The sequence below is a fragment of the Pseudoxanthomonas composti genome (assembly GCF_004122095.1).
Taxonomy (GTDB): Bacteria; Pseudomonadota; Gammaproteobacteria; order Xanthomonadales; family Xanthomonadaceae; genus Pseudoxanthomonas_A; species Pseudoxanthomonas_A composti.
Window position 1 is genome coordinate 392,365 of record NZ_SAWZ01000003.1, and the last position, 21,712, is coordinate 414,076.

18 protein-coding genes are annotated in these 21,712 nt (G+C 69.6%); 13 read left to right on the forward strand and 5 right to left on the reverse strand.

Annotated features, from left to right (window positions below):
* The first annotated feature begins 37 nt into the window (after window positions 1-37).
* Genes glgB through glgX form a run of 6 tightly spaced genes read left to right on the forward strand, consistent with a single transcriptional unit; the run spans window position 38 to window position 10,881 of the window.
* On the forward strand, window positions 38-2,239 hold the full coding sequence (gene glgB / locus EPA99_RS08175) for a 1,4-alpha-glucan branching protein GlgB (protein WP_129470788.1): 2,202 nt from the start codon (window positions 38-40) through the stop codon (window positions 2,237-2,239).
* Window positions 2,236-3,984 (forward strand): malto-oligosyltrehalose trehalohydrolase, encoded by a 1,749-nt coding sequence (gene treZ, locus EPA99_RS08180; RefSeq protein WP_129470710.1) that lies wholly within the window; start codon window positions 2,236-2,238, stop codon window positions 3,982-3,984. Before glgB ends, treZ begins: the two co-directional genes overlap by 4 nt.
* Window positions 3,981-5,915: a 4-alpha-glucanotransferase gene (gene malQ, locus EPA99_RS08185; RefSeq protein WP_129470711.1), complete on the forward strand. Its 1,935-nt coding sequence runs from the start codon at window positions 3,981-3,983 to the stop codon at window positions 5,913-5,915. Before treZ ends, malQ begins: the two co-directional genes overlap by 4 nt.
* Window positions 5,912-8,443 carry a malto-oligosyltrehalose synthase gene (gene treY / locus EPA99_RS08190; RefSeq protein WP_129470712.1) on the forward strand — a complete coding sequence of 844 codons (2,532 nt, stop codon included), beginning with the start codon at window positions 5,912-5,914 and terminating at the stop codon, window positions 8,441-8,443. The genes malQ and treY overlap by 4 nt, the downstream gene beginning before the upstream one ends.
* Before the next feature lie 10 nt (window positions 8,444-8,453).
* A complete protein-coding gene (locus EPA99_RS08195; RefSeq protein ID WP_129470713.1) occupies window positions 8,454-8,630 on the forward strand; it encodes a DUF2934 domain-containing protein in 177 nt (58 codons plus the stop codon).
* Between the two features lie 37 nt (window positions 8,631-8,667).
* Window positions 8,668-10,881 (forward strand): glycogen debranching protein GlgX, encoded by a 2,214-nt coding sequence (gene glgX, locus EPA99_RS08200; RefSeq protein ID WP_129470714.1) that lies wholly within the window; start codon window positions 8,668-8,670, stop codon window positions 10,879-10,881.
* 180 nt (window positions 10,882-11,061) lie between these two features.
* Here the strand turns inward: glgX and EPA99_RS08205 are convergent, their stop codons facing one another.
* Window positions 11,062-11,952: a TIGR01777 family oxidoreductase gene (locus EPA99_RS08205; protein WP_129470715.1), complete on the reverse strand. Its 891-nt coding sequence runs from the start codon at window positions 11,950-11,952 to the stop codon at window positions 11,062-11,064.
* Window positions 11,953-12,085: 133 nt separating this feature from the next.
* Between EPA99_RS08205 and EPA99_RS08210 the strand changes: the two genes are divergently transcribed.
* Both EPA99_RS08210 and EPA99_RS08215 read left to right on the forward strand, forming a co-directional pair.
* On the forward strand, window positions 12,086-12,367 hold the full coding sequence (locus tag EPA99_RS08210; protein ID WP_129470716.1) for a hypothetical protein: 282 nt from the start codon (window positions 12,086-12,088) through the stop codon (window positions 12,365-12,367).
* 91 nt (window positions 12,368-12,458) lie between these two features.
* Complete coding sequence (locus EPA99_RS08215) at window positions 12,459-13,238, forward strand: DUF2242 domain-containing protein (protein WP_164978603.1); 780 nt, start codon at window positions 12,459-12,461, stop codon at window positions 13,236-13,238.
* 138 nt (window positions 13,239-13,376) lie between these two features.
* On the opposite strand, the gene EPA99_RS08220 is transcribed toward EPA99_RS08215, so the two are convergent.
* The gene (locus tag EPA99_RS08220) at window positions 13,377-15,881 is read right to left on the reverse strand and encodes a membrane-bound PQQ-dependent dehydrogenase, glucose/quinate/shikimate family (RefSeq protein WP_129470717.1); all 2,505 of its coding nucleotides are present in this window, start codon (window positions 15,879-15,881) and stop codon (window positions 13,377-13,379) included.
* 184 nt (window positions 15,882-16,065) lie between these two features.
* On the opposite strand from EPA99_RS08220, the gene EPA99_RS08225 reads away from it, so the two are divergent.
* A complete protein-coding gene (locus EPA99_RS08225) occupies window positions 16,066-16,272 on the forward strand; it encodes a hypothetical protein (protein WP_129470718.1) in 207 nt (68 codons plus the stop codon).
* A 281-nt stretch (window positions 16,273-16,553) separates the two neighbouring features.
* On the opposite strand, the gene EPA99_RS08230 is transcribed toward EPA99_RS08225, so the two are convergent.
* Window positions 16,554-17,600, reverse strand: a complete 1,047-nt coding sequence (locus tag EPA99_RS08230) for an oxidoreductase (RefSeq protein WP_129470719.1) — start codon at window positions 17,598-17,600, stop codon at window positions 16,554-16,556.
* A gap of 106 nt (window positions 17,601-17,706) precedes the next feature.
* On the opposite strand from EPA99_RS08230, the gene EPA99_RS08235 reads away from it, so the two are divergent.
* Window positions 17,707-18,303: a hypothetical protein gene (locus tag EPA99_RS08235; protein ID WP_129470720.1), complete on the forward strand. Its 597-nt coding sequence runs from the start codon at window positions 17,707-17,709 to the stop codon at window positions 18,301-18,303.
* Between the two features lie 51 nt (window positions 18,304-18,354).
* Here the strand turns inward: EPA99_RS08235 and EPA99_RS08240 are convergent, their stop codons facing one another.
* Window positions 18,355-19,557 (reverse strand): PQQ-dependent sugar dehydrogenase, encoded by a 1,203-nt coding sequence (locus tag EPA99_RS08240; protein WP_129470721.1) that lies wholly within the window; start codon window positions 19,555-19,557, stop codon window positions 18,355-18,357.
* 173 nt (window positions 19,558-19,730) lie between these two features.
* Here EPA99_RS08240 and EPA99_RS08245 point away from each other — a divergent pair, with 173 nt between their 5' ends.
* Window positions 19,731-20,255 carry a CcdC protein domain-containing protein gene (locus tag EPA99_RS08245; protein ID WP_129470722.1) on the forward strand — a complete coding sequence of 175 codons (525 nt, stop codon included), beginning with the start codon at window positions 19,731-19,733 and terminating at the stop codon, window positions 20,253-20,255.
* A gap of 19 nt (window positions 20,256-20,274) precedes the next feature.
* Here the strand turns inward: EPA99_RS08245 and EPA99_RS08250 are convergent, their stop codons facing one another.
* Window positions 20,275-20,772 carry a DUF1269 domain-containing protein gene (locus EPA99_RS08250; protein ID WP_129470723.1) on the reverse strand — a complete coding sequence of 166 codons (498 nt, stop codon included), beginning with the start codon at window positions 20,770-20,772 and terminating at the stop codon, window positions 20,275-20,277.
* A 95-nt stretch (window positions 20,773-20,867) separates the two neighbouring features.
* Here EPA99_RS08250 and EPA99_RS08255 point away from each other — a divergent pair, with 95 nt between their 5' ends.
* Window positions 20,868-21,056, forward strand: coding sequence for a CPXCG motif-containing cysteine-rich protein (locus EPA99_RS08255; RefSeq protein WP_129470724.1), 189 nt, complete (start codon window positions 20,868-20,870; stop codon window positions 21,054-21,056).
* Between the two features lie 107 nt (window positions 21,057-21,163).
* Window positions 21,164-21,565 carry a hypothetical protein gene (locus EPA99_RS08260; RefSeq protein ID WP_129470725.1) on the forward strand — a complete coding sequence of 134 codons (402 nt, stop codon included), beginning with the start codon at window positions 21,164-21,166 and terminating at the stop codon, window positions 21,563-21,565.
* Window positions 21,566-21,712 lie beyond the last annotated feature (147 nt).

The window sequence follows — 21,712 nt, forward strand, 5'->3', positions numbered from 1 at the left end:
CGATCGCAATGCTTTTGGTGACCACGCCCCGGTGCTGATGGAGACCCCCGACTCGCCGCCGACCCCTTCCCTCGATCCGCGCCTGGAGGCCTTGCTGCAGGGCCAGCCAGTGGATGCCTTCGCCGTGCTGGGTGCGCACCCGGCGGCCGATGGCAGCCTGCGGGTGCGCGCCTTTGCGCCCGGCGCCGATGGCATGTGCCTGCTGGATGAGACCGGCAAGGTGGTCGGGCTGATGCGCGAGATCGATGAGCGCGGACTGTTCGAAGGCACGCTGGGCACGGCGATGCGCTATCGCCTGCGCATCGCCTGGCCGTCCGGCAACCAGGACATCGAGGATGTCTATGCCTTCGGCCCGCTGCTGGCCGAAGACGAGCTCCGGGGCATCGTCGACGGTGATGGCGAGGCGCTGCGTCATGCATTGGGCGCGCACCACGTGCAGGTCGATGGCGTGCCGGGCGTGCGGTTTTCGGTGTGGGCGCCCAATGCCCAGCGCGTGTCGGTGGTGGGCGACTTCAATACCTGGGACGGCCGCCGCCACCCGATGCGGCTGCGCCACGCGGCCGGGGTGTGGGAGCTGTTCATCCCGCGCGTGCCCGCCGGGGCGCGCTACAAGTACGAGCTGCTGGCCGATGGCGTGCGCCTGCCGCACAAGGCCGATCCGCTGGCGCGCCAGGCCGAGGTGCCGCCGGCCACGGCCTCGCTGGTGTCGGTGGGCGAGGAGTTCCAGTGGAGCGATCTGGCCTGGCTGTCCCAGCGCGCCAGCCAGGACATCAACCGCAGCCCCACCCTGGTCTACGAGGTCCATGCCCCGTCCTGGCGCCGCGACGGGCAGGGTGCTTCGCTGGATTGGGACGGCCTGCGCGAGCAGCTGATTCCCTACGTGAAGGGATTGGGCTTCACCCACATCGAGCTGCTGCCGATCACCGAATATCCCTTCGGCGGCTCCTGGGGCTACCAGCCCCTGGGCATGTATGCGCCCACTGCGCGCCACGGCACGCCGGAAGGCTTCGCCCGTTTCGTCGATGCCTGCCACCAGGCCGGCATCGGCGTGATCCTGGACTGGGTCAGCGCCCATTTCCCCAACGATGTGCACGGCCTGCAGCGCTTCGATGGCACCGCGCTGTACGAGCATGCCGACCCGCGCGAGGGGTTCCACAAGGACTGGAACACGCTGATCTACAACTACGGCCGCTACGAGGTCAGCGCCTACCTGATCGGCAGCGCGCTGGAGTGGATCGAGCGCTATCACATCGACGGCCTGCGCGTGGACGCGGTGGCCTCCATGCTCTATCGCGACTACAGCCGCGGCGAAGGCGAGTGGGTGCCCAATGCCCATGGCGGCCGCGAGAACCTGGAGGCGGTGGAGTTCCTCAAGCGCCTCAACCGCGAGATCACCCAGCGCTTCCCCGGGGTGATGGTGATCGCCGAGGAATCCACCGCATGGCAGGGCGTGACCGCGCCGGTCGAGCACGGTGGCCTGGGCTTTACCCACAAGTGGAACATGGGCTGGATGCACGACACGCTGGAATACATGAAGCGTGATCCGATCCATCGCCGGCACCACCATAGCGAGATGACCTTCGGCATGGTCTATGCGTTCTCCGAGCGCTTCATGCTGCCGCTGTCGCACGACGAGGTGGTGCACGGCAAGGGCTCGCTGCTGGCCAAGATGCCGGGCGATGCCTGGCAGCAGCGGGCCAATCTGCGGGCCTATTTCGGCTTCATGTGGGCGCACCCGGGACGCAAGCTGCTGTTCATGGGCGGCGAGTTCGGCCAGCACGGCGAATGGAACCACGACGCGCAGCTGGAGTGGCACCTGCTGGATGACCCGGGGCACCGGGGCCTGCATCTGCTGATCGGCGACATGAACCATCGCCTGCGCGAGCAGCCGGCACTGTTCGCGGGCGACCACACCCACGAAGGCTTCGACTGGAGCGTGGGCGACGACCATGAGAACAGCGTCTTCGCCTTCCTGCGCTACGACCCGGCAGGCCAGGCCCCGCCCGTGCTGGCGGTCAGCAACATGACCCCGCTGCCGCGCTTCGGCTATCGCGTCGGGGTGCCGCGTGCCGGTCGCTGGCGCGAGCTGCTCAATACCGACAGCCAGCACTACGGCGGGTCCAATCTTGGCAACGGCGGGGCGCTGATGACCGACGGCGAAGGCATGCATGGCCATGCGCAGTCGCTGCTGCTGACCCTGCCGCCGCTGTCCACCTTGTGGCTGGAGTTCGTCGAATGAGCCTACCGCGGGCGTGGTGGGGTGCACTGCCGGTCGAGGACGAGCACGTGCGCTTTCGGTTGTGGGCCCCGGATGCCAAAGAAGTCCTGCTGGAAGTGCGTGGCAGCGCGCAACACCGCATGGAGCGCGCCGAGGATGGCAGCTTCACCAGCTGCATCGCCTGCGAGGATGGCGCGCGCTATCACTATCGCGTCGATGGCGGCGCCCCGGTGCCGGATCCGGCCTCGCGCTATCAGCCCGACGGCGTGCATGGCGACAGCCAGCTGTATTACCCCGACCAGTTCGCCTGGCAGACCGCCGACTGGCAGGGGCGGCCCTGGGACGAGGTGGTGCTGTACGAACTGCACGTGGGCACCTGCGGCGGCTATGCCGGTGTGATGGCGCAGCTGCCGGAACTGAAGGCCATGGGCATCACCGCCATCGAGCTGATGCCGCTCAATGAGTTCCCGGGGCGACGCAACTGGGGCTATGACGGCGTGCAGCCTTATGCGCCCGAGTCGGCCTACGGCACGCCGGACGAACTGAAGACGCTGATCGACCAGGCGCACGCGCTGGGGCTGATGGTGTTCCTGGACGTGGTCTACAACCACTTCGGGCCGGAAGGAAACTACCTGGGCCAGTACGCCTCGGGATTCTTCCGCACCGACACGCCTACACCGTGGGGCGCGGCCATCGACTTCCGCGAGGAAGCGGTGCAACGCTTCTTCATCGACAACGCCCTGATGTGGCTGCACGAGTACCGCTTCGACGGGTTGCGCCTGGATGCGGTACACGCGATCACCCCCAACGCCTTCCTGCAGGTGCTGCGCGAGGCCATTCACGCCACGCTTCCGCCCGGCCGCCATGTGCACCTGGTGCTGGAAAACGAGGCCAACCAGGCCTCGCTGCTGGCCGGTGGCTACAGCGCGCAGTGGGACGACGACTTCCATAACGCCCTGCACGTGCTGCTGACCGGCGAGCGCGAGGGGTATTACGCGGGCTTTGCCGACGACCCGACCGCGCACCTGGCCCGGGTGCTGGGCGAAGGCTTCGCCTACCAGGGCCAGCGCGACCACCGCGGCCATGCGCGCGGCGAGCCCAGTGCCGGCCTGCCGCCGCAGAAATTCGTCATCTTCGCGCAGAACCACGACCAGATCGGCAACCGCGCCATGGGCGACCGGCTCACTACCCAGGTGCCGGAGGCCACGCTGCGCGCGGCGCTGGCCCTGACCGCGCTGACGCCGATGATCCCGATGTTCTTCATGGGCGAGCCCTGGGGCAGCCGCACGCCGTTCCAGTTCTTCACCCACTATGGCCCGCCGCTGGACGAGGCCGTGCGCGAGGGGCGCCGCAGCGAGTTCGCGCATTTCGCCGCCTTCTCCGATCCGGAAAAGCGCCAGGCCATTCCCGACCCCAACGCGCTGTCCACCTTCGAAGCCTCCATGGCGCAGATCGCCGACAGCCGCCAGGGCGAAGGGGCGCAGTGGCGCGAGTGGTTCACCGCGTTGATGGCGTGCCGGCACACCCACCTGGTTCCCGACCTGGCCCAGGCACGCGCGTTGGGCGCGCGGGTCCTGGCGCCGGGGGCCATCGCCGCTGCCTGGCAGCTGGCGCAGGGGCAGTGGCATGTGCAGCTCAACCTGGGCGATACCCCGGTGGCCATCGCGCTGCCGGCAGGCCAGGAGCTCTGGCGCGAGAACGCCGGCGATGCGCCGGAGGTGCTGGCGCCCGGGGGCTTCATCGCGCGCCGGGTCGAACCGGCGTGAGCGAAACGGCGCTGCATGCGCTGGCGCAGGCCGCTGGCATCCTCATCGATTGGGAGGATGCGGCCAGCAAGCCGCAGCGTGTGGGGCCGGACACCTTGCGCGCGGTGCTCTCGGCGCTGCAATTGCCTGCCGACAGCGAGGCCCAGTGCCGGCAGAGCCTGCGCGACCTGCAGCTGGCGCAGGCCGAACCGAAACTGTTCACCGCCACGCCGGGCAGCGAAGTCGCTGCCGCGCGCCGTGCTGGTGGGCACTACCGCCTGATCCACGAAGACGGCGACAGCTGCGAAGGCCGCTTCGACGCCCAGGGTGCGCTGCGCGCCCCGGAGAAGACCGGCTACTGGACCCTGGAAGAGGACCACGGCACCTGCACGCTGGCGGTGGCGCCGTCGCGCTGCTTCGGTGTGGCCGACCTGACCGGCGAGCCGGCCCCGCGCAGCTGGGGCGTGGCCTTGCAGGTGTACTCGGCGCGCGGCAGCGACGATGCCGGCATCGGCGATGCGCAGGCGGCCCTGCGCTGGGCACAGCGCGTGGCGGCCAATGGCGGCGATGCGCTGGCGCTCAGCCCGGTGCATGCGGCGCGTCCGCTGCACGGTTACTACAGTCCGTACTCGCCCAGCGACCGCCGCTTTCTGGATCCGTTGCACGCCGCTCCGGCGCTGGTGCTCGGCCAGGCCCAGGCCCGGCACGGCTTGCAGCTGGCCGGCGTGGGCGAGCTGGCGCAGGCCCTGGCCCAGGCGCCGCTGGTGGACTGGCGTGCGTCCTCCTCGGTGCGCTGGCAATGGCTGCAGACGCTCTACGGCCGACGCGATACGTTCGGCGCTGGCCTGCTGGAGGACCTGCAGCAGTTCGCGCGCCAGGGCGATGCGGCGCTGCAGGCCTATTGCGCCTTCGCCGCCGCCGACTTCGGCGACGGCAACCCGGACCTGCACCTGTTCGCGCAATGGCTGGCCGCGCGCAGCTGGCAGGCCGCTCAGACGCAGGCGCGCCAGGACGGCATGCGCATCGGCCTGATTGCCGACCTGGCCGTGGGCTTCGACCCGCAGGGCGCCGAGGCCGCCGCCTGGCCGCAGGCGGTGCTGCAGGGGCTGGAGCTGGGCGCGCCGCCGGATGCGTTCAACGCCGACGGCCAGGTCTGGGGCATCACCGGCTATTCGCCCACCGGCCTGGTGCAGACCGGCTTTGCGCCCTTCATCGCCCTGCTGCGCGCGGTCATGCGCGACCGCGGCGGTGTGCGCATCGACCACATCCTCGGCCTGCTACGCCTGTGGACCGTGCCGCGCGGCGCGCGCCAGGGCGAGGGCGCCTACCTGCGCTATCCGCTGCAGGACCTGCTGCGCCTGCTGGCGCTGGAGTCCTGGCGCCACCGCGCCATCGTCATCGGCGAGGACCTGGGCGTGGTGCCGCCGGGGATCCGCGAGGAACTCTCGCGCCAGGGCGTGATGGGCATGGACGTGCTGATGTTCACCCGCGACCGTGACGGCCACTTCCTGCCGCCCTCGCAATGGCGCAACGATGCGGTGGCCATGACCACCACGCACGACCTGCCCACGCTGCTGGGCTGGCGCGATTCGGTCGATACCGGCTGGCGCCAGCGCATGGGCCTGCTCAAGGCCGGGCAATACGACACCGACGTGGCCGCGCGCCAGGCCGATGTCGCCGCGCTGGTCAAGGCGGTTCAGGCCACCGGCCTGGACCTGCCCGACACGCCCGCGGCCTGGCGCGCCTTCACTGCGGCCTCGCCTGCGCCGCTGGCGCTGCTGCCGGCCGAGGACGCGATGCAACTGGAAGAACAACCCAACCTGCCGGGCACCGTGGAAGGCCACCCGAACTGGCGGCGCCGGCTGCCCGACATCGCCCAGGACGATGCCCTTGACGCGCGCCTGGCCACCTTCCACCGCGCCCGCCACCGCCCGCTCGACCAAGACGTATGACGCCGATCCGTTCGACCTACCGCCTGCAGCTGCACGCCGACTTCACCCTGCACGATGCCGCCGCGCAGGTGCCCTACCTGGTGCGGCTGGGCATCAGCCATCTGTATCTCTCGCCGATCGGCACGGCCGTGCCCGGCTCGACCCATGGCTACGACCAGACCGATCCGACCCAGGTCAATCCGGAGCTCGGGGGCGAGGCCGCGCTGCTGGCCTTGTCCGAGCGTGCGCAGGCGCATGGGATGGGCCTGGTGCTGGATATCGTGCCCAACCACATGGCCACCCATGCCGCCAACCGCTGGTGGTGGGACGTGCTGGCGCAGGGCCGCAAGAGCGCTTATGCCGACTGGTTCGACATCGACTGGCGCGCGCCGGGGCACGGGGGCCAGCTGTGGCTGCCCTTCCTGGACCGTCCGCTGCAGGCGGCCATCGCGCAGGGCGTGCTGACCCTGGAGCAGGGCGAGCAAGGCCCGCAGCTGGATCATCACGGCACGCGCTATCCCCTGCATGCCGGCACCGACGCCGCGCTGCTGGAAGCCGCGCGCGGCGGCGATGCCGATGCCTTGCAGCAGGTGGCGCTGTCCCAGCCCTATCGCCTGGTGTGGTGGCGCATGGGCAACGATCAGGTCAACTATCGGCGTTTCTTCGACATCACCTCGCTGGCCGGCCTGCGCATGGAGCGGGCCGAGGTCTTCGACGCCGTGCACGCCTTGCCGCTGCGCCTGCTGGAGCAGGGTCACATCGATGGCGTGCGCGTGGACCACGTCGACGGCCTGGCCGATCCGGCCGGTTATGTGCGGCGGCTGCGACGCGCCCTGGACAAGGCGGGCAAGACCCGCGGGCTCAAGCCCGGCCAGGCCGGGCTGTGGCTTGAGAAGATCCTGGCGCCGGGCGAAACCCTGCCGGAGGGCTGGCCCTGCGATGGCACCAGCGGCTACGACTTCATGGATCAGGTCGGTGGCGTGCTGCACCAGGCCGAGGGCGAGCCGACGCTGCGCGCGCAGTGGCAGGCGCTGAGCGCTCGCAGCGGCGACTTCGCACAGGAAGAGTGGGTGGCGCGCGGGCAGATGCTCGAAGGCCCCTTGCGCGCCGAGTTCGATCGCGCCGTGCGCGCGGCGAGCGAGCTGCTGCAGGCCCAGGCCGACACCGCCGAGCTGGGCGTCCCGCTGCTGGCCCAGGCCATCGCCGCGGTGCTGCGCCAGTTCCCGGTCTATCGCACCTACGCGCACAGCCAGGGCCTGGACGCGCGCGACCTGGCCCTGTGGCAGCAGGCCGCCGCCCGCGCGCAGGCACAGGCCGATCCGCGCCTGGCCGCGGGTATTGAAGCCCTGCTTGCCGTGCTGGTCGATCCGCAGGACCTGCCGGCCTCGCAGGCCGCGGCGCGGCGGCGCCTGCGCCTGCGGCTGGAGCTGCTGTCCGCGCCGCTCAACGCCAAGTCGGTGGAAGACACCGCCTTCTATCGCCACGGCGTGCTGATCTCGCGCAACGAGGTCGGCAGCCATCCGCTGGAACTGGCACTGTCGCCAGAGGACTTCCACGCCGCCAGCGCCGCACGCCACCGGCGCGCGCTGCTGGCCACGGCCACCCACGACCACAAGCGTGGCGAGGACGTGCGCGCGCGCCTGGCCGTGCTTTCGGCCGAGGCCGAGTGGTGGACGCGCCAGGTGCAAGGATTCGAAGCCGTGCTGCCGGACTGGGCGGGCCAGGTCGATGGCGGCGATCGGCTGATGCTGTGGCAGATGCTCGTCGGTGCCTGGCCGCTGGAAGACAAGCCGGACCTGCAGGCCTACGCCGAGCGCGTGGCGCAGTGGCAGCAGAAGGCCCTGCGCGAAGCCAAGCTGCGCTCGTCCTGGACGGTGGTGGACGAGGAATACGAAGCACGGGCGCAGGCGCTGCTGATGCAGGTGGTGGAGGACGCGCGCGCCGATGGGCTCCAGCAGCGCCTGCACGACGCGGCCGCGCACATCGCCGCGGCCGGTGCGCTCAATGGCCTGGCCCAGGCCACCTTGCGCCTCACCGTGCCCGGCGTGCCCGACACCTACCAGGGCTGCGAGGGCTGGGACCTGTCGCTGGTGGACCCGGACAACCGGCGCCCGGTGGATTACGCACTGCGCCAGCGCTGGCAGCAGGCCGATGCGGCCCCGGCCGCCTGCCTGCAGGACTGGCGCAGCGGCCAGGTCAAGGCGACGCTGCTGCAGCGCCTGCTGCAGTGCCGGCGCGCGCACCCCGATCTGTTCGCCCACGGCGATTACACGCCGCTGCAGGCCCGCGGCGCGAAGGCACGGCATGTATTGGGCTTTACACGCCGACATGACGGCCAGACGCTGATAGTGCTGGCGCCACGCGGCCTGCGTGGCGCGGAGGTCGGTGCGATGCCGATGGCCGCGCCCGGGTTCTGGCAGGACACCCAGGTCACGCTGCCCGCGGGAACGTGGCGCGATGTCGTCGGCGACAGGCCGGTCGATGGCGCGTTCTCGCTGGCGCGGCACTGGGCCGAGTTTCCCATTGCGGTGCTGGTCGGCACCGCCTGACGGCTTCCCGATGGACGACGAACAACGCAAGCAGCGGATCGAACAACTGGCACGCGAGATCTGGGAGGCAGAAGGGCGGCCCGACGGCCACGCCGAACGGCACTGGGCCATGGCCGAGCGCCTGGTCGAGGCCGAGGTCCAGGCCAGCCAGTCGCTGCTGCAGGACGCACCGCCCGCGCCGGAATAAGCCGCGCGCCTGTCATCCCCACTAGGACGCCGCCGACTTGAACGCCACGCCCCCACGTCGCCCACGCTCCGCGTCGCATCGGCTCAACACCGGCCGCTCGCGCATCCGCGAGGGTCGCCCGTTCCCGCTGGGCGCCACCTGGGACGGCCTGGGCGTCAACTTCGCGCTGTATTCGGCCAACGCCACGCGCGTGGAGCTGTGCCTGTTCGACGAGCGCGGCCGCGAGCAGGAGCGCATCAGCCTGCCCGAATACACCGACGAGGTCTGGCACGGCTACCTGCCCGACGCGCGCCCTGGACAGCTGTACGGCTACCGTGTGCACGGGCCGTACGAGCCCCATGCCGGCCACCGCTTCAATCCCAACAAGCTGCTGCTGGACCCCTACGCCAAGCAGCTGGTCGGCGAACTGAAATGGGCGCCGCAGCTGTTCGGCTACATCATCGGCCACAAGGACAAGGACCTCAGCTTCGACCGCCGCGACAGCGCGGCCTACATGCCCAAGTGCGCGGTGGTCGATCCAGCCTTCACCTGGGGCGAAGACCGCCGCCCGCAGATCCCGTGGAACGAAACGGTGATCTACGAAGCGCATGTGCGGGGCCTGAGCATGCGCCACCCCGATGTGCCCGAAGCCATGCGCGGCACCTTCTCCGGCCTGAAGACCGATGCGCTGGTCGAGCACATCCGCAGCCTGGGCGTGACCGCGGTCGAGCTGATGCCGGTACATGCCTTCGTCGATGACCAGTACCTGCTCGACCAGGGCCTGCGCAACTACTGGGGCTACAACACCCTGGCGTTCTTCGCCCCGCACCCGCGCTACATGGCCACCCGCTCGATCAACGAGTTCAAGCAGATGGTCGCGCGGCTGCACCACGCCGGGCTGGAAGTGATCCTGGACGTGGTCTACAACCACACCGCCGAGGGCAACGAGCTGGGCCCCACGCTGTCCTTCAAGGGCATCGACAACAGCAGCTACTACCGGCTGGCGCCCGAGCGCCGCTACTACATCAACGACACCGGCACCGGGAACACCTTCGACCTGACCAATGCCGGCGCCCTGCGCATGGTCAACGACTCGCTGCGCTACTGGCTGGCGCAGATGCACGTGGACGGCTTCCGCTTCGACCTGGCCACCATCCTGGGGCGCGAGCACCACGGCTTCGACCCGTCCGGCGGCTTCCTCGATGCCGTGCGCCAGGATGCGCTGATGTCGCAGGCCAAGCTCATTGCCGAGCCCTGGGACATCGGCCCGGGTGGTTATCAGGTCGGCGGCTTCCCGCCGGGCTGGGCGGAGTGGAACGACAAGTTCCGCGACAACACCCGTGCGTTCTGGCGTGGCGATGAGGGCCAGCTGGCCGAACTGGCCACCCGCCTGACCGGCTCGGCCGACCTATTCAACCATCGCGGGCGCCGGCCCAACGCTTCGATCAACTTCGTGACCGCGCACGATGGCTTCACCCTGCGCGACCTGGTCAGCTACGAGCACAAGCACAACCAGGCCAACGGCGAGGGCAACCGCGACGGTGGCGACCACAACATCTCCTGCAACTACGGTGCCGAAGGCGACACCGACGATGCAGTCATCAACGACCTGCGCCTGCGCCAGCAACGCAACTTCCTGGCCACGCTGTTCTTCTCCCAGGGCACGCCGATGCTGCTGGCCGGCGATGAGTTCAGCCGCAGCCAGCAGGGCAACAACAACGCCTATTGCCAGGACAACGACCTGACCTGGCTGGACTGGGACGCCGCCCAACGGCCGGAGGCACGCGAGCTCACCGATTTCGTGCGCAAGCTGGCCGCGTTGCGCCGGCATTACCCGCTGCTGCATCGCAAGCGCTTCTTTGACGGCAAGTTCGACCAGGAGCTGGGCATCAAGGATGTCACCTGGCTGGCGCCGGAAGGCCACGAGATGCGCGATGCCGACTGGCACAACCCGCAGGCGCGTGCCCTGATGATGCGCATGGACGGGCGCGCACCGGCCAGCGGCCTGCGCGAGGCCGCGTCCAACACCACGCTGTTGATGCTGGTCAACGCCGATCCGGAGGAGATCCAGTTCGCCTTGCCAGAAGTGCAGGGTGAGCACTGGCGCGTGCTGCTGGATACCTCCGAGCGCCATGGCCAGAGCGTGGTGCCGGGAGGCGGGCAGTGGCTGGCGGTGGGCCGCTCGCTGGCGCTGCTGGCGCTGGAGAAGGATGCCGAAACCGCAGTGGCTGCGGTGGCCGCGTCCACTGGCTCACCCGCGCCGGTGATCTAAGGAGCGCGAGGCTCCGAGAGCGGCGCTTGTGGGACCAGCACTTATGGGAGCGGGCTCTTGTGGGAGCGGCTTCAGCCGCGAAGGGGCTTTACCAGGAAAGCCCCTTCGCGGCTGACGCCGCTCCTACAGAACTTTCGCGGTAGGGCCCAAGGCTTCTCCGAGCGCCCAACGCGCACCAGCTCAAGCCTGCGGCAGGATCTGCCGCAGCGCATCTTCCAGCCGCGGATACAGGAACTGGAACCCGCGCTGCTGCGCATACGCCGGCAGCACCTTCTGCCCCTGGACCAGCATGTCGGCCATCTCACCCACGGCCAGCTTCAGCGCCAGGGCAGGGGTGGGAAGCACCGCAGGACGATGCACGGCCTGGGCCAGCTGCGTGGCGAAATCGCGCTGGCGCACCGGCTCAGGCGCGGTGGCATTGCAAGGCCCCTGCGTGGCCGCATCCTGCAGCAGCCACTGGATCATGCGCACCAGATCCTGGCGGTGGATCCAGCTCATCCACTGCGCCCCGCCGCTGATCGGCCCGCCCAGGCCCAGCCGATACGGCAGCAGCATCTGTTCCAGCGCACCGCCGTCGGCGCCCAGCACCACGCCGGTACGCAGCAGGCACACGCGCACGCCCAATTCCTGCGCGGGCAGGGCGGCGGCCTCCCAGTCCCTGCACAGCTGCGCGGCGAAGTCATTGCCTGGGGCCGAGTCTTCTACCAGCGGTTCATCGCCATGCGGCCCGTAGTAGCCGATGGCCGACCCAGACACCAGCACATGTGGGCGCAGCGGCATCTTCTGCATCCAGGCCAGCAGCGCCTCGGTGGTGCGCAGCCGCGATTCGCGCAGGGTCTGCTTGTAACGGTCGGTCCAGCGTTGCCCGGCCAGGGAGGCGCCGGCAAGGTTCACCACCGCATCGGCGCGTGCCATGTCGTCCAGGCGCTCGATCAGGCGCACGCCGGCCAGCGTGCCGGCAATACGCTCTGCGTTGCGCGTCAGCACCGTCACATGCATGCCGGCGGCCATCAGCGCCGGGCACAGCGCCTGTCCGACGAATCCACTGCCGCCTGTCACCAATACCTGCATGCGCTGACCCCGGTTGCGAACACAGCTGAAAGCATAGGCGCAAGATTGCATGCATCACGTGCACGCAGCCTGCACCGTCGCGTCACGGCGCAGTGTCGAAGATGGCCCCATACCGCTTCGAAAGGGGATCGACGTGCCGGTCCAGGCCTCCACCACCACCCGCCAGGACGCAGAATCCACCGCGCCACTCGCGGCATGGTGGCAGCGTTGGTTGACCCGGCCGTTGGCGCAGGCCGCCGCGCGCACCCGCGCACGCAAGCAGGCCAAGGCGCCCACCCAGGCGCCTGCGGTATCGCCGCTGCCGGTAGACCCCGGACGCCTGTCCGCAGACCTCACCCTGATCCGCGCCGCGCGCATCCACACGCGTCCGGGGCCGGTACGCCGCCGCCGGGTGGGGCTGCGTCCACTGCCTTAACGGAGTCCCCGACAGGGGCGGTGGCGACGCTCCCTGAACAGCCCAGGGCGCTATCCTTCGGGCTTGCCCGCCGCTACCCATCGTCCCGCTCATGCGTCGTTCCACGCTTCTGATTGCTCTTGCCCCCGCCCTGCTCGCCCTGGCGGGCTGTGGTTCCATTGGCAAGAACAAGGATCCGATGCGCGCCAGCGAGACCTTCGATTCGGACAACACCTACACCCAAGTCTTCGACAACGGTCCCGACCAGGTCTGCGAGGCCGGTCGGCGGGCGCTGATGAGCCAGGGCTACGTGATCCAGCGCGCCGACGGCCTGGTGGTGGAAGGCACCAAGAGTTTCCAGCCCGAGGCCGACATCCACGAACAGGTGCAACTGCGCGTGTCCTGCGTTTCGCAGGCCGACGGGCGTTCCTGGGCCTTTGCCAGCGCCCTGCAGGACCGCTACGGGCTGAAGAAGAGTTCCACCGCCGCCAGCGTGGGCACGCCGATGGGTTCGGTGTCCCTGCCGTTCGGCAGCACCGATGATTCGCTGGTGAAGGTGGCCAGCCGCACGGTGCAGGACGGCGCCTTCTACAAGCATTTCTTCGCACTCATCCAGCGCTACCTGCCGCCGGCCCCCAAGCCGGAAGACAAGAAGCCCGCAGCGGTCGCCCGCGCCGAGGCCAAGCCGGCCCCTGCACCGCCGCCGCCGCCGGCCCCCGAGCCGCAGATGCAGGACGCTCAGGATGAGCCGCCCCTGCAGCCCGAGCCGATGAAGGACGCGCCGACCGTGGAAGAAGTGGAACAGGCGCAGAAGGCAGCGACGCCGCCTAGCGCACCCGCTGGCGTGCAGGAGCCGGCACCGGCCGCTGCCCCGGATGCCGCCACGCCGTGATCGCACGCCGATCCGTCCATCCCTGATCGCCTCAACGCACAACGCCCGCGCAAGCGGGCGTTGTGTCATCTGCAATCCTGTGCGCAGGGTCGCCGGTGCGGTGCCGACCACGCCAGGTGGTCGGCACCGATCCAAGCGCTAGGGCTTGGCCGACGCGCCCTTGCCCTGCGGCAGGGCATAGGCCACCACGTAGTCGCCCTCCGGCGTCTCCAGGAAGTGATGCCCGCCGGCCATGATCACCAGGAACTGGCGCCCACCGACTTCGTACACCATCGGCGTGGCCTGGCCGCCGGCCGGAAGCTTGTCGTGCCACACCGTCTCGCCCGTCTCGATGTCGATGGCGCGGATCAGGTCGTCGGTGGCCGCGGCGATGAAGATCAGCCCGCCTGCGGTCACGGCGGCGCCGCCGTTGTTCGGCGTCCCGATCTCGATCGGCAATCCCGAGCGGATACCGAAGGGCCCATTGCCGCGCGCGCTGCCGAAAGGCCGGTCCCACAGCGTCTTGCCGGTCTTCAGCGCGATCGCGCGGATGCCACCGTAGGGCGGCTGCTTGCACAGCAGTTTGGTGAAGGCCAGGCGCCAACCGGCGTTGACGTCCACCGCGTAGGGCACGCCGATCTGCGGGTCGCCCGCGCCTTCGGCGCTGCCCTTCGGCTTGCCCTTCATCTGGTCGCGCGGCAGCCAGCCCAGCTTGTTCGCTTCGGCGCGCGGCACCAGCTGGTTGTAGTTGGGCATGTCGTTGTAGTTGGCCACGATGATGCCGCGCTGGGTGTCCACCGCGATGCCGCCCCAGTCCGATCCACCGTTGTAGCCGGGGTACTCGATGGAATGCCGTTCGGCGCTCGGCGGCGTGTACATGCCCTCGTAGCTGGCCCGCTTGAACTGCAGTCGGCACACCAGCTGATCGATCGGCGTCATTCCCCACATGTCGCGCTCGGTCAGCGGCGCCTTGGCCAGGGTGTTGTACAGCGAGTGCGGCTGGGTCCTGGCGCGCTTGTCCGGCTCCACGCCGCCGCCCGGTGCGGGCCGTTCCTCCACGCCCACCAGCGGCTTGCCGGTGGCGCGGTCGAGCACGTAGACATCGCCCTGCTTGGTCGGCAGCACCAGTGCCGGCACCGCGCCGTTGCCCACCGGGAAGTCCACCAGCGTGGCCTGCGAGCCCTGGTCGTAATCCCACACGTCGATATGGGTGGTCTGGAAGTTCCACACCGGCTTGCCGGTGTTGACGTCGATGGCCACCAGCGAGGTGGCGTAGCGGTTTTCCGCCTCGGTGCGTGAGCCGCTGAAGTAGTCCGCCCCCGAGTTGCCCATCGGCAGGTAGACATAGCCCAGCTTTTCATCGCCTGAGGCCGTGGTCCACATGTTGGGCGTGCCGCGCGTATAGGTCTCGCCCTGCGGCGGCCGCGTGTCGATCTCCGGACGCGCCAGGTCCCAGGCCCAGCGCAGCGCGCCGGTGACCGCGTCATAGCCCTTGATCACGCCCGAGGGCGCATACCGGTACTGGCCATCGAGCACCTGGTGGCCGGTGACCACCACGCCCTGGACGATGGTCGGCGGCGAGGTGATGGAGACCATGCCCGGATAGGTGTCGCCCATGTCGTCGGTGATGCGCACCTGGCCATCGCGGCCGAAGTCGGCGCAGGGCTTGCCGGTGGCGGCATCGACGGCGATGACGCGGCCATCGAGCGTGCCTTCGATGATGCGCGTACGGCACGCGGATGCGGTGGAGGCCACCGCCGCCTGTGCAGGGCCACTGGCAGGCGCTGCCATGCCTTCGCCGGACGTCGGCGTCGGAGCAGCGGCAGTTGCGGGCGCGCCGGCCGGGACCACGTAGTAGGACACGCCGCGGCAGGCGGCGGTGTAGGGGATGGCGGCCTCGTCCACCTTCGGATCGAAGCGCCACCGCTCCTTGCCGCTGGCCGCATCGAGCGCGATCAGCACGTTGCGGCCGGTGCACAGGTATATGGTGTCGCCGACCTTGAGCGGCGTGGTCTCCGCGCCCCAACGGTAGCCGGGCAGGTCGCCGGTGCGGTAGGTCCAGGCCTTGGCCAGCTGGCCGACGTTGTCCTTGTTGATCTGCGACAGCGGCGAGTAGCGCGTGGCGTCGTAGCCGCGTCCGTAGGCGGCCCAGTCGCCCGGGGCCTGGCTGGCCGAATCACCGGTGGGGGTGGTCCCGGCGCTGGTGGGGAGCGGCCCGTCTGGCGCTGTGACGTAGTACGGCTTGAACGCCAGCGCGAAGGCGACCACGAAGCACACCCCCAGCACCGCGGCGATGCCGAAGGACAGGCGGCGCGAAGCGCCGCGGTCCAGGCGCGGCAGCAACAGGGCGATGACGAACATCAGCGCCAGGATCAGTCCCAGCCGCGGCACCCAGCGCCAGTAATCCAGGCCGCTCTCGTAGGCGGTCCAGACCACGGTCAGCACGAACACGGCGCCGTACCACCACGCGCCCGAGCTGCGGCCGCGGGCCAGTTGCACGCCGGCGATCACCAGGCCCAGGCCGGCCGGCAGGTAGTACCAGCTACCGCCCAGGGCGGCCAGCCAGCCGCCGGCGATGGTGAAGTACAGGCCGAGCAGCAGCACCAGCGCGCCGACCGCCAGCAGCGGCCAGCGGCCGCGACGCGGTGCGGAAGAAGCATTCATGGGGGACATCTCCGAGGACTGAATCACAAAATGGCGCCGCTACCTTACGCTTCTGTCATGAGAGGGGCGCGTCAAAGGGGCGCGCCCGATCCGATGAGCGGTCCATGCCAGTGCGACGCTCTGCGCACGCGCTTAATGCCACCGCGCCTACGGTCGCGGCCACGTTCCCGATCAGGAGGTCCACATGGACACCAAGTTCTTCATGACCCAGGACAGCACCGGCGAGCGCCAGCGCGTGCGCATCCTCGATGCCGATGGCAGCGGCCCCGACGCTCCCGGCCACAGCCCGCAGCGCTACGCCCTGGAGGACGGCAGCCCGGTGCTGCGCGTGGACAACGAGACTTTCCAGGTGGTGGGCACGGGGGCGTATGTGACGCTGGTGCGGGAGTGAGGTGAAGAGCGAGGAGTGAGCGGAGAGGAGTGAGGAGTGAGCGGAAGGTTGGACTGATGCTCAGCGCGTGCAAGGCGTAGCCGACGATGCCCTTGTGGGAGCGGCTTCAGCCGCGAAGGCGCCTTCCCGACAGATTCCGCCTAGCCGGACAAGCCCCTTCACGGCTGAAGCCGCTTCCACAGGGCATTCGAGATCGCTTCGAGTCGCGCCAGGGGTATAGGGCGGCAGATGCCTCAGGCGCTTCAATCGCGCTCAGCAGCGCCGACGCACGTCGCTGCGGCTCAGAGCGCGACAACGCATCCTTGCGCAGTGCTGCGCTGCGCAGCCTCCAGCACCCACATCGTCTCGATGGCCGAAGCCGCGGTGACCGGGGCGGCGGTTCCATCGCGGATCGCGCCTGCGATTCCGGTGTAGTAATCGGTCCAGCGCCCCGGCGGCAGCGGCGCTTCGATCGTATGTTCGGCATCGGCGGCGCGGTACAGCGCCGGCGAGGGATCCAGCGCCCAGCCGTCGGCGCCCGGGCGCAGGCCATCGCGCAGCTGGGCCTCCTGCGCGTCCAGCCCATGCTTGATCCAGCTGCCGCCGCTGCCGTGGGCGGCAAAGCGCGGCGGCGCATTGCACACCAGCGAACCGGCATGCAGATGCACGCGCAGGCGCTCGTAGCGCAGGATCACGTGGAAGGCATCATCGACCTGGGCACCGGCACGCTGGGCAAGGATGTCGGCCGACACTGATGCGGGCAGGCCGAACAGCTGCAGCGCCTGGTCCACCAGATGCGGGCCCAGGTCGAACCACAACCCCGTCGCCGTGCCCGGGCGTTCCCGCCAGCGCGCCTGCACCTGCGGGCGAAAGCGATCGAAATGCGAGTGCAGCTCGGCAACCTCGCCCAGCGCGCCCGAGCCGATCGCGGCACGCAAGGCCAGGAAATCCGCATCCCAGCGCCGGTTGTGGAACACGCTGAGCAGTCGGCCACATCGCGCTGCCTCGGCCGCCAGCGCCTCGGCTTCGGCCAGGGTCGGCGCCATCGGCTTGTCGATGACGACATGGCAGCCGGCCGCCAGTGCCTGGCGGGCCAGCGCCACGTGGGTGTCGTTGGGCGAGGCGATGGCCACCAGGTCGATCGCATGACGCTGCAGGGCGTGGTCCAGCGTCGGCACCACCTCGACCTCACCCAGGGCCTGGCGCACCTTGGCCGGATCGCTGGAGACCACGCAGGCCAGCTGCAGGCCCGGCGTGGACTGGATCAAGGGCGCATGGAAGACACGGCCGGCCAGGCCGAAGCCGACCAGGGCCACGCGCAGGGGGGCAGGGAAGGAGGCATCGGTCATGCGCGCAGTATCGCCCGCTCGCCGTGGCGGGGACGCATGCACAGCGCTCATCTGCCGGCCATGTCCCCTGCGTCAGACTGCCGGCCACCCCAAGCAGGAGCTCACGATGCGCATCCTTCCGTCCGTTGCCGTGCTGGTGTGTCTGGCGCTTGCCGCCTGCAGCGAACAGGCGCAGCCCGCCGCGGAGGCCGCCGGTTCCGCGGCGGCGCCCGCCTCCACGGCCCAGCTCGCCTCGGCGACGCCCGTGCAGGCGCCCGCGGCCGACACGGCCGATACGGCCGATCGCGCCCAGGCCCCTGCCAACGCAGACCCGGCTGCGGCACGCGAGATGGATGCGCGCGTGGAGCGGGTGCTGGGTGAGGCACCCGCGTATCGGGCCATGGTGGCCTCGCTCAAGCGCGCGGTCGCGGCCGAGGATGCCGCCGCGGTCGCGGCGATGGTGCATTACCCGCTGCAGGCGCGTATCGGCGGGACCCGGATCGAGGTCAAGGATGCCGCGCAGTTCCAGGCCCAGTACGCCCAGCTGATGGTGCCGGAGATCACGCGTGCCATCGCCGGGCAGGACTACGACGCGGCCTTGGTGAATCAGCAGGGCATCATGCTGGGCGATGGCCAGGTCTGGATCAGCGGCGTGTGCGCGCGGGAGGACTGCTCGGACCATCCCGCGCCGCAGGTGGTCACCCTGCAGACCACGGCCTCGTGATCGGGGCATGGCGCGGCGGGTGAATCCGCGCCATGCGGTCGTGCGGGTGAATCAGCCGCGCGGTTCCAGGTGCAGCAGGCGGCCACCGGGCTGGCTCCCGTCTTCCAGCAGCCACAGGTCGCCTTCCGGCCCCTGCTCGACCTCGCGGATGCGCTGCTTCATGTCGAAACGCTCGGCTTCGCGCGCGCCCACGCCGTCGAACTCGATCCGCACCAGCGACTGCGAGGACAGCCCGCCGATGAAGCCGCTGCCCTTCCAGCCCGGAAAGCGGTCCCCGCTGTAGATCACGAACCCGGCAGGCGAGATCACCGGATTCCAGGTGATCACCGGCGCGGTGAACTGCGGCTGGGTCGGGTGGTCGGGAATGTCGCGGCCATCGTAGTGGTCGCCGTTGGACACGATCGGCCAGCCGTAGTTGCCGCCGCGCTCGATCAGGTTGAGCTCATCGCCGCCCTTGGGGCCCATCTCGTGCTCCCACAGCCGGCCCTGCGCATCGAAGGCCAGCCCCAGGATGCTGCGATGGCCCAGCGACCACACCTGTGCGGCCACGCCGCCGCGATCGGCGAAAGGGTTGTCCGCGGGCGCGGTGCCATCGTCATGCAGGCGCAGGATCTTGCCCAGGTTGGTGTTCATGTCCTGCGCCGGGTTGAATTTCTGGCGCTCGCCCGAGCTGACCCACAGGTGCCCATCCTGTCCAAAGGCCATGCGATGGCTGTAGTGGCCCTGCCCTTCGACCTTGGGCTCCTGGCGCCAGATGACCTTCAGGTCCTCCAGCTTGCCGCCCCCGGCCTGGTCCAGCACCAGCTTGGCGCGGGCGATGGCAGCGCCCGAGGTGCCGTTCTGCCCCGCCTCGGCATAGCTGAGGTACACCCACTGGTTCTTGGCGAAATTCGGATGGATCACCACATCGCCCAGGCCGCCCTGGCCGCCGAAGGCCACCTCTGGCACCCCGGCGATATCGCCGGCGCGCGAGGTCTTGAAGTCGTACAGCTTCAGCTTGCCTTTCTTCTCGGTCACCAGCAGCCGGCCATCGGGCAGGAACGTCATGGCCCATGGCTCGTCGAACTGCGCCACGGGCTTGACCAGGAAGGGCAGCCCGGTCTCCGGCGGCTGGTTGGTCTGCGGCGGCGGCGTGGTGGGTGGGGTGGGCGCGGCCGGCGCCGGGGCCGGTGCGGGCGCGGCAGAGGAAGATCCGCCGCCGCACGCGGACAACACCAAGGCCAGGCTGGCCATGGCCAGGGACGTCATGCGCATCGCTACTCTCCGAAAAGATAGGCCACGGCCAGGGTGCCGATGGCGAGAACGCCCTTGTACCCAACTGCGGCCAGGCAAATGTTCACAGCGCATAAAATGACGACGCAGTGCGGCATGCGGCCATGACGGCGCTCGCGCTACGCTGCGGGCCAGCCCTTCGGAAACACCGCTGCATGACTCCGTTCCCCGCCCAGTTGGCCTTTCTCGGTCCGGTGCTCGGCGTCGCCGGAATCGCCTACTTCTTCTATCGGCGCCTGGGAAGCGAGGCACCGCAACAAGCGTGGGAGCCCGGCCAGAACCTGATCCGGGTAGTGCTGCTGGCGCTGGTGCTGCTGTTGTTCGGAATCGCCACCGCGGCCCTGCCCTGGAGCGTGGGCATGGGTGAGCTGGTGGGCGCGTTGGGCGGCGTGGCCCTGGGACTGGCCAACCTGCGGCACGCGGCGCCGCGTTGGGACAGCCGCGGTGGCCATTACACCCCCAACCCCTGGATCGGCGGCCTGCTGGCGGCCCTGATGATCGGACAGCTGGTCTGGCATGTGTCGGCCGGCAAGCCAGTGGTGCCGACCGCGCCGCACCATGATTTCGATCCGGTCACCATGGCGCTGGCGGTGGCGCTGCTGGCCTACGGGCTGACCCATTCCCTGGGTCTGTGGCTGCGCATGCGCGCGCTGCGCCGCGCCTCTACACTGGCAGGCTGAGTCATCGGTTCTATCGGGCTCAGCTCAGCGCGCTGGGCTGCTCGAACGGCAACGGCTGGGCGCCGGCGCCGGTGATCGCCGGCTCGACCCGATCCAGTGCCTCGTCCTCGCCATCGACCACCAGCAGGATACGGCCGGCCTCTATTTCCTCCTCGAAGGCACGCCGCACCGGGTCGGGGATGGACGAGCCCACCAGCGCCGAGGCCCAACCGCCTACCGCGGCCCCGGCCAGGGCGGTGACGCCGGCACCTGCCAGGGTCAACCCCAGCGGCGGCACCGCAATGGCGACCAGTCCGGCCAACAGGCCGGCAGCGCCACCGCCCAGCGCGCCTTTCAGCGCTGCAGGCTTGAAGTCGGTGGCCGCGTCCTTGCGATGCTCGGGAATGTTTTCCAGTTCGATATCCGACCGGGCGATCAGGGACAGGTCGTCGTCGGGAATGCCTCCGGCGCGTGCGGCCTGGAGGGCGCGCTGGGCGCTGGTGACATCGTGGGTGCGGTAGACGCGGCGCTTCTTCATCGGGAGCTCTCGCAGGGCGTGTGCGCGCAGCTTTAGTGGGGGGCAGTTACTCACCCGTGACGGCGCATCGACGGGTGCCGGGCGACCATACCGGCATGCTCCCGTTCCTGACCGTGAATTGCCCCTACTGTGGCGAACCGCAGGACGTGGCCGTGGACGACACCGCGGGCGACCAGCAGTATTTCGAGGACTGCCAGATCTGCTGCAAGCCGATGTGGATGAGCGTTTCGCTGGACCCTGACACCGGCGAGATCCAGCTGAGCGCCAGGTCGCAGGACGACTGACGAGGAAGCGGAGATTTTCGGCCGGCAGGGACCGCTGCTGCCGCCGCACCGCTACCATGGAGCGCGCGGCATCGCTGGTGGCGCGACTTCCCTGATGGAGTGGACCGATGAATCTGCCGTTGCACTACGGCCTGCTGGGCGTGCTCGAAGCCTCGGCGATCGCTTTCGCGATCGGACTGCTGGTGTATCTGCTGCTGCGCTGGATCGGCGCGCGCAACGGCTGGAGCCCGGGTCATGTCATCGGCTGGGCTGCCATCATCGCCATCGCCATCTCCGCCGGGGTGGATCTGTGGAACATGCTGTACCTGGGCGTGATAAAGCTGGAGTCGCCGCTGTATGCGCGACTTGCGCTCAAGCGCATCCACGATGCGGACTCGGTGGCCATCCGCGCCTTTTGCGAAGCCCTGGCTGCCGGTGCCGCTGTGGGCTGTGGAGCGTCATGGTTCAGCCTGCGTTCTGAAGAAAAGCCCGGGGATGCAGCGCACGTTTCCACGGAAAAGAAACGCTGATCCAACGCCTTTTTGCTGCATTGAAGTGATCGCTTACAGCGCTCTCATGGACGGCTAACAAGCAGCTAGCGCGAAGCCTTGCGAAGTGGGTTAAGCGCGTGTCGCCTGCGCGATTGCCCACCCTGATCGATTCAGCCTGCGACGCGC